Source organism: Deltaproteobacteria bacterium, assembly GCA_026712905.1.
GTDB lineage: Bacteria > Desulfobacterota > Binatia > UBA9968 > JAJDTQ01 > JAJDTQ01.
Genome location: JAPOPM010000145.1, coordinates 74,123 through 81,551, shown reverse-complemented (window position 1 = coordinate 81,551; position 7,429 = coordinate 74,123). Strand labels below are relative to the sequence as shown.

The window sequence follows — 7,429 nt, the reverse complement described above, 5'->3', positions numbered from 1 at the left end:
GTTGTAAAGCTATTTATGAGACGGTACACTAGCCGTATCCAGTATCCCCCCGGATCGAAAGGGTTCCCCGCGCGTAAGGATGTTCTTGTCCATTTGACATCTCAATACACGGCTCACGTCTGTACCGAAGTCAATGACACCGAGTTTCTGTCCTTCGAATTCTATAATCTGGCCTTCCGGATGCCCCGGTACTCCGTCATCCCGGACCATCGCGACACCAGTCTCCTTGGTCGATCTTTCCTTATCCTTGACCAATCCTTCCGTATCCGCCGTCGAGGCGGCCCGGCGTCTGGCCAAGGTCCAGACACCGATCACAAGGGCCACAGACAACACCGCGAGCGATGCGACCTGTTGCCCGGCGAAACCGAGCACGAGACCCGAAAGGACAGCGAGGACAGCGACGACTACGGTAGCGGCCAGCATTGCTCCCTCCACACCCGCACCCACCCTACTCGTCCGGAATCCTCCCTCTGAACGCCGATTTTCCGCCATCACGGCACCTCCAACTTCGTTACTTCCACCTCCGCCGACCCCGCCCACCTGAACACCCAAGTCTCACCTTCGCGGACGTTCTGCACGAGATTGGGCCGTAGTGCCGCCAGACACCTCCCGCCCTCGTAGCGCGCGGACGGGTACAAGACGCCGTTGCCGCCGCTCTCCAGAATGTCCCGGGCCAGCGCTTGCCCTACGGGATAGGCCTCGATCGGGTCCTCGCTGAAAACGGCCTCCTCCGTCCTCTCGCCGAGATCATGAAAACGGCTCACGAAGCCGGCCAGAAGCTCACGGTATGTCGTGGTGTTGTCGTAGATGCCGGTGGCGCGGAGCTCCCGCGTGAGGTGCCACGCGACCTCGGCCTTGGCCGTGTCCGTCGCGTTGTTCCCGTACGACGCATACCACGCGCCGCGTTCGAGGCCGTTGAACCGGTTGCCCGTTGGACGCGTGTGGCAGAACGCCGCGTTTACGTGGTTCCAGCCGTACCCGTCGGCCTCCGTCAGCAATTCTCCCGGTTGGATGCCGGCGGGGACCGTCCATGAAGATGGCGTCAGGGATGACGTGAGCCCCTCGATCTCTTCCAGAACTGCGCGCTCGGACGGGTCGTCGGCCAGCAGCGCCATGGCCGCCTTGTCCACGTAGCCGGCCGTGACCAGCCGAACGGTGGCCGGCTCGACGACCTCACGGACCGGGAGGTCCGCGGCGCGGATCACGCTCCGCCCCTGAGCGCGTCGATGTGTTGCCGGACTCGCATCATGGCGGGGATGCCGCCGGCGCTCATGACCTCGAGCGGGGGCTTGCCGTCGAAACCGGGCCCGCTGTTGGGAGCCTTGGGCCAGCCATAGGCCAGCGGTCCGTTGAAGAGCGATGCGAGGCCGTTGAACAATCCGATGATCAGGCTCGCGCGCGTCAACTTGTCCTGGTCGAGGATGCCTCTGTAGCTGCCGGCCTTCATGCGGCTCCAGGTGGCCGTGGGCACGTCGAACAGCGCGGCGCCTTCGGTATTGGTCAAACCCCAGGCATCGGCCGCGCGCACCACGGCCTTCACGATGACCGCGACCTTGCCACGGTCCGCGAGGGGCATGAGGAGTCCTTCTCGGGGAATTTCTCGAAGTGGACGCGCCATTCTCCAGCTCTCATATCACATCATATGATGTTAGCTGAGATATCATATGATCTCATCGAAGCCAATCCCGCGGGACTCGCCACCCCAACTGTTTCATTGCGTCGGGAGCGCCGGCTGGGATAGTATGCGCCCGAATCGATGGGCATGCCCACGGCCAGGAGGAGGGTTCGTGGGCGATACTGTCGGGCTCAAACAAAGGAGGAGAACATGGCTTATTCTGGAGGGTGCGACCACGTCAAGACGCGCTCGGACAACGATCCGATCGACGTCCACACCTGTCACTGCTCCGTGTGCAAGCGCGTGACGGGACAACCCACGACCCATGTGGCGTTTTTCGCTCACGGTGACATCGTCGTGGACAACCTCGACGGCCTGAACCGTCAGCCGTTCAACGACCAGAACCCGGATGGTCCCCTGGAACTGTGCACCTGCGCGGACTGCGGCACGCCCATCATGCTCGATGACAAGGTGGGGCGCATCCGCGCCATCGCGCCGAACCTGATGGGCTTCGACCCGGACAGCATGCCGGCCACCTATCACGCCTTCTACGATCCGGCCACCGGTGTCCCGAGACCGGACGACGGCCGCCCGGTCCATGAAGGGCTGCGGCCGGACTTCGTTTGGCCCGACCCGTCCTGAAGAGAAACCCGTTTCACGACGGCACAAACGACAAGACCCCGAAGGGTTTTCCCTTCGGGGTCTTGCTTCAACCGGAAAAACGCCCGGTCCATTGGGCCCTGGATTCAGGCGATGACCCGCTCCACCGGCACGCTCCGGACGTCCATTTCGAAAGCCAAGCCTTCGACCGGCGGCAGGGCGTAGGTCCAGGTGACGCCGTCGGGTGCGGCACCCCGGCGGACGATCTCGTCAGCGACCAGGCCATGGAAATCATGTATCGCGTAGACCTGACTCGTGGTGGCGTCCGCCCACGTGAGGCCCAACGCCGCCATCCGGAGCTCCAGTGCTCCGAGGACGAATTGCGCCTTCTCCCGCATGGCATCGGGCGACGTGTCGCCGAGCCGGATGATCCGGTCCCGATACCCTCCCGGTCCTTCGGGCGCTTCGCCGGAGCCAGCGATGACGAAGCTCTTCACTCCCGCCGCATGGCCCGGTTCGGCCGGCACGGTGTACGAGAACGCATGGAAGCTGGGTTCCCCGGGCGGATCGACCTCGGGACATACGTTTGAGCGCGCGACGGGATTCTCGTCGTCCTTGAAGATGCCCCAGCGTTCGAGCGTGCCCACATAGAGCCGATTGAAGGCAACGAAGCCCTCTTCCGTGAACTGACCGGGCGAGCGCAGCTCGCAGGCGCAGAACGCGGTGGACGGCCGTCCGAGCCCGTGCAGATAAGCCTCGATCCGGCGGAATCCCTCGTCAAGCGGCACGGGTCGCGCGAACCGCGCGCGTTCGATGACGAATCCCGGCTCCGCCGAGACGCCCCCGGAGTACTGGAACCGCCCGCGCACGAACCGATAGCCGCCGGGTTCGAAAACCGTTGTTTCCGCCATATCGCATCTCCCGCAGCCGGCGTCTCGGACTTGAGAGCCCGGCTCGAATCCAGCCTTGACCTGTCGTGGAACTCAAGAAAACCCGCTTGCCGAACCGCCGGGCCATCCGGTCGAGCGAACAAGAACAGACACTCATTTCACGCGGTGTGGGGAGCCCGGTTGGCGGTGGGAGATGGCTCCCGGGGAGGGACTCGAACCCCCGACAAAGTGGTTAACAGCCACCTGCTCTACCGACTGAGCTACCCGGGAACGAATGGCTGAAACGTAACACAGGGCCTGCTCAATTTCCAGGCGGCACGAATCCCAAGCCCTCGAGTTCGTCCATCATTTGCTGTTGATGGGTAGCGGGCCAGAACACCCTCCGGCAGGCCGGGCACGCCGAGAAGACGTCCTGGGTCTCGAAGACGTAGGGGGGCACCGTGTCCCGGACCTGCTCCTTGGGCATGGGTTGGAGCGGCTGGTTGCACTCGACGCACCGGGTCAGGATCCCCGCGAACGGGTCGAGACCACAGTCCTCCACCACCTGCTTCAACTGCGCCCGGAAGTGATCGTCCCGGATGAGAATGGCACGGTCCGGGTTGCGCCGGGATATCCGGCGGTCGCGGGTCAGCATGACCCTGTGCTCCTGGGTTGCCGCGCGCACCAGCCCCTGGCCGGCCAGATGCTGGCCGTGGATCACGTCCTGGCCGATGATGCGCAGCCACTTGGCCAGCCGCCCGAGCATCTTGTCGGCGGCGAATTTCAGCTCGTCTTCCGTACGCATGGTCGTCCTTATCACCCTCTACCGCGGATCGATCACCTGGTCGAGGTGGATCCACAGCACGCGCGAGTAGCGGAACAGGAACGGAGAGACCGCGACCAGGAACAGGCATGAGACGAGGTAGATGGAGGCGGCGGTGAAGCCGAGGAGCAGCATGGCGACGATGATGGGGAGGACGGCGGCGATTGCCAGCGCGTAGCTGAAGTACATGGCGCCGACAAAGTAACCCTGCTCGCGCTCGAACTCAAGGCCGCAGACGGGGCAGCGACGGTACATCTTGAAGAGGCCCGCGAATATGGGGCCGGCGGCGCAGCGGGGGCAGCGCTCGCGGATGATGGCGAACAGCTTGTTCACGGCCCCTCGCACGGTTCGTAGGATGGGTGGGTTGCGGCGCTGCCGGCGACGTTGCCGTTGGTACCGGCGGACGCCGGTACCGGCAGCGTGTCGAACGGGTCTTCGACGTCCCGAGCGGCGGTGCGCACCGCCTCGATGGCGCGGGGCAGGTCCTTGCCTTCCTGCTGGTAGAGTTTCTCGAACCGGGCCAGGTCCGTGACATAGAGGACACTCTGCAGGATCACGGCGTTGTTCAGTCTGGCCCGGCTGAATGAGGCATAGCGGTGCTTCGGTGTCCCGGTCACTGCGTCAGCCCACCGCCGCCTGCTTTCGGCGAAGACCTGTTCCCGGCGGCGCAGCTTCTCGGCGTCGGGTATCGGCTCGGCGTACAGCGCCCGCAGGCACCGTGTCAGCTCCATCATGGCGCCCGAGAACTCGACCTCTTCCCGCCACTCCCGGCGCGCGGACCTGGCTTCGGGGCTCTCCGGGCCGAGGCGCCGTGTGAAAAACTCGATGGCGCCGCGTTTCCCGACGAAGTTGGCGAGGCTCTCGTTGAACGCCACCGAGCCGGGCACGAACAGGGTGTTGTGCAACAGCTCGTGCAGCACGACGTCCGCCAGACTCACGCGGTCGAGCTTGAGCAGGCGCCCGAGCAGCGGGTCGTCGAACCAGCCCAGGGTGCTGAAGGCGCCGGCCGGTCGGATGTGGGTGTCGTGTCCCTGGGCCGCCAGGGCGCCGGCTTCCTCGCGAGCGTCCGCGCCGTCGAAGAAGCCCTTGTAGGGCATGTGGCCGACGAACGGGAACCACCAGGTGTAGGGCTCGAAGGAGGTCTTGGGCACGGCGGAGAGCACGTGCAGCAGCACCGGGCGGTCGACCTGGGAATAGGAAGCGTAGCTGCCGCCGACGTTCAGTTGAAGCTCGTTCGCGGCGAAGTCCCGCAACTCCAGCACCATCTCGAGCTTGCGCCGAACGTCCGGCGTGACTCCGTCCTCGGCCAGCACCGTGGTGATGGGCGTCCGGCGCCACAGGATGCGTCCCTCTTCGTAGGCCGCGCGGATGTAGTATCCCGGCGCACAGCCGCCGAGGAACAGCAGCATGCAGGCTCCGATGAATCGCTTGAACGTTGCCGCCATGTCACTACTCCCGGCCGTCGCGGTCAGCGATCCGCCGCCATGTCCCCCGCCTCCGCGCCTCCGCTCCCTTCCCCCTGAAACTGCAACTGGTGCAGCCGGTAGTACACGCCGCCCTTCTCCATCAACTCGGCGTGGGAGCCCATCTCGCGGATGACGCCGCGGTGGAAGACCAGGATGCGGTCGGCGTTGCGTATGGTGGACAGGCGGTGGGCGATGACCAGGCAGGTGCGGTTGGCCATGATCTTCTCGAAGGCGCCCTGCACCAGGAACTCGGTCTCGGTGTCGACGCTGGAGGTTGCCTCGTCCAGCACCAGGATCTCGGGATCGAGGACGAACATGCGCACCAGCGCCAGGAGCTGGCGCTGGCCGGCCGAAAGGTTGTTGCCGCGCTCGCGCACGGCGGCGCGCAGGCCGCCGGGCATGCGCCGGATGAAACCCTCGGCGTTGGCGCTGCGCACGGCCGCGCGGATGCGTTCCTCGGGGATCGACTCGTTGCCCAGTTTGAGATTGGAGAGGATGTCGCCCGAGAACAGGAAGACGTCCTGCAGCACGGTTCCCATGTGACGCCGCAGGTCGTCCAGCTCCCACTCGCGCACGTCCCGGCCGCCCAACCGGACCGCGCCGCTGTCCACGTCGTAGAACCGGCTCATGAGCTTGATCGTGGTGGTCTTGCCCGAGCCGGTGGCGCCGATGACCGCCACCCGCTCGCCCGGCTCGATCCTGAAGGACACGCCCTTGAGCACCGGGTCGTTGGGACGGTAGCTGAACCACACGTTGTCGAATTCCACCGCGGCGTGGACGGGATGGTTCCCGGCCGGCTCCGGGGTCGCCCGGGTAGCGGGCGCGGCAGGCGCGGGGTTGCCGGTCGCGGGCGAGTCCGCCATCCGTGTGCCGGATGCGGCGGCGGCAATGGCGGACGCACCGCTGGCCTCGGCGGCGGGGACGGGCGCGGCGTCAGGTGGTGCCTGTAGGGCGCGAACCGGCGCGGCGGCAGCCGTTGGCGTGGCGCCATCGCCGTCGCCCGCAACCGCTTCCGTACGCCGTCCCGACTGCTCCGGCGCCGTGTCGAGCAGCTCGAAGATGCGTTCGGCGGCGGTCATGGCCGCCTGGATCACGGCGTACTTGTTGCTGAAGTCGCGCAGCGGCACGAACAGCCGGCGAATGTACTCGCTGAAGGCCACGAAGGTGCCGATGCCCACGACCCCCTGCAGCACCTCGCCGCCGCCGTACCACAACAGCAGCGCGATGCTCAGGGAGCCCGCGGCCTCCACCATGGAGAACAGCGACGCCTCGTAGACGTTGGAGCGCTTGATGGCGTCGCGGTGGGAGCGGTTGAGGTCGTCGAACTCCTCGAAGCTCCGCTCCTGCCGGTTGAAGAGCTGGATCACGGCCATGCCCGGGATCGCCTCGCCCAGGTAGGCGTTGACCCGGGCGATACGCGTGCGGATGAGGCGGTAGGTCTGCCGCGCCTTGAGGCGGAAGACGTTGATGCCGATCAGCAGGAACGGGATCAGCGCCAGCGACACGAGCGCCATCCCCACGTGCAGCGACATCATGATGGCGACGATGACCGCGATGAGGACCAGGTCGGCCACCAGGTTCATGGCGCCGGCGGCGAACATCTCCTGCAGCACCTCCACGTCCGTGGTCATGCGCGTCATGAGCCGGCCCACCGGGTTGCGGTCGAAGTAGCTCATGGGCAGGCGCTGCACGTGGGAGAAGAGCTCGACGCGCAGGTCGGCGAGGCACCGCTGCGCCACCTTCATGGACAGGTAGTACTGGAAGAAGAAGGTCCCGGCCTCCGCCGCCAGCGCCCCGGCGAACAAGAGGCCGGTGGTCATGAGCGTGAGGCCGTCGCCCGCGCTGACGGCGTCGATGCCGATCTTGAGCAGCAGCGGCTGGGCCAAGTTGAAGCCCTGGTGCACCGGCAGGAGCAGCAGCGACAGGAAGAAGAGTCTGCGGTGCGGGCGCACGAAGCGCCACAGACGCAAGGCCAGCGCCAGGTCGTAGGCCTTGCCGGAGATGCTCTGTTCTTCCGGCGCGTTCACGGCCGCGCTGCTCCTTGACCCTCCACCCG

Annotated in this window: 9 protein-coding genes and 1 tRNA gene; 1 reads left to right on the top strand and 9 read right to left on the bottom strand. The window is 66.0% G+C overall.

Features of this window, described 5'->3' with window-relative positions; all coding sequences use genetic code 11:
- Positions 1-9 precede the first annotated feature (9 nt).
- From OXF11_11670 to OXF11_11660, 3 genes are all read right to left on the bottom strand, one after another.
- Complete coding sequence (locus OXF11_11670; protein ID MCY4487753.1) at positions 10-423, bottom strand: hypothetical protein; 414 nt, start codon at positions 421-423, stop codon at positions 10-12.
- 68 nt (positions 424-491) lie between these two features.
- Positions 492-1,205: an RES family NAD+ phosphorylase gene (locus OXF11_11665; GenBank protein MCY4487752.1), complete on the bottom strand. Its 714-nt coding sequence runs from the start codon at positions 1,203-1,205 to the stop codon at positions 492-494.
- Positions 1,202-1,576: a DUF2384 domain-containing protein gene (locus tag OXF11_11660; GenBank protein MCY4487751.1), complete on the bottom strand. Its 375-nt coding sequence runs from the start codon at positions 1,574-1,576 to the stop codon at positions 1,202-1,204. Before OXF11_11660 ends, OXF11_11665 begins: the two co-directional genes overlap by 4 nt.
- Before the next feature lie 249 nt (positions 1,577-1,825).
- On the opposite strand from OXF11_11660, the gene OXF11_11655 reads away from it, so the two are divergent.
- On the top strand, positions 1,826-2,257 hold the full coding sequence (locus tag OXF11_11655) for a GFA family protein (GenBank protein MCY4487750.1): 432 nt from the start codon (positions 1,826-1,828) through the stop codon (positions 2,255-2,257).
- Positions 2,258-2,361: 104 nt separating this feature from the next.
- On the opposite strand, the gene OXF11_11650 is transcribed toward OXF11_11655, so the two are convergent.
- From OXF11_11650 to OXF11_11625, 6 genes are all read right to left on the bottom strand, one after another.
- On the bottom strand, positions 2,362-3,126 hold the full coding sequence (locus OXF11_11650) for a hypothetical protein (protein ID MCY4487749.1): 765 nt from the start codon (positions 3,124-3,126) through the stop codon (positions 2,362-2,364).
- 173 nt (positions 3,127-3,299) lie between these two features.
- Positions 3,300-3,375, bottom strand: a tRNA-Asn gene (locus OXF11_11645).
- A gap of 31 nt (positions 3,376-3,406) precedes the next feature.
- Complete coding sequence (locus tag OXF11_11640) at positions 3,407-3,889, bottom strand: Mut7-C RNAse domain-containing protein (protein ID MCY4487748.1); 483 nt, start codon at positions 3,887-3,889, stop codon at positions 3,407-3,409.
- Between the two features lie 18 nt (positions 3,890-3,907).
- The gene (locus OXF11_11635; protein ID MCY4487747.1) at positions 3,908-4,240 is read right to left on the bottom strand and encodes a DUF983 domain-containing protein; all 333 of its coding nucleotides are present in this window, start codon (positions 4,238-4,240) and stop codon (positions 3,908-3,910) included.
- Entirely contained in the window at positions 4,237-5,352 is a 1,116-nt protein-coding gene (locus tag OXF11_11630) for an aminopeptidase (protein ID MCY4487746.1), read from the bottom strand. Before OXF11_11630 ends, OXF11_11635 begins: the two co-directional genes overlap by 4 nt.
- Before the next feature lie 23 nt (positions 5,353-5,375).
- Positions 5,376-7,400, bottom strand: coding sequence for an ABC transporter ATP-binding protein (locus OXF11_11625; protein ID MCY4487745.1), 2,025 nt, complete (start codon positions 7,398-7,400; stop codon positions 5,376-5,378).
- Between the last annotated feature and the right edge of the window lie 29 nt (positions 7,401-7,429).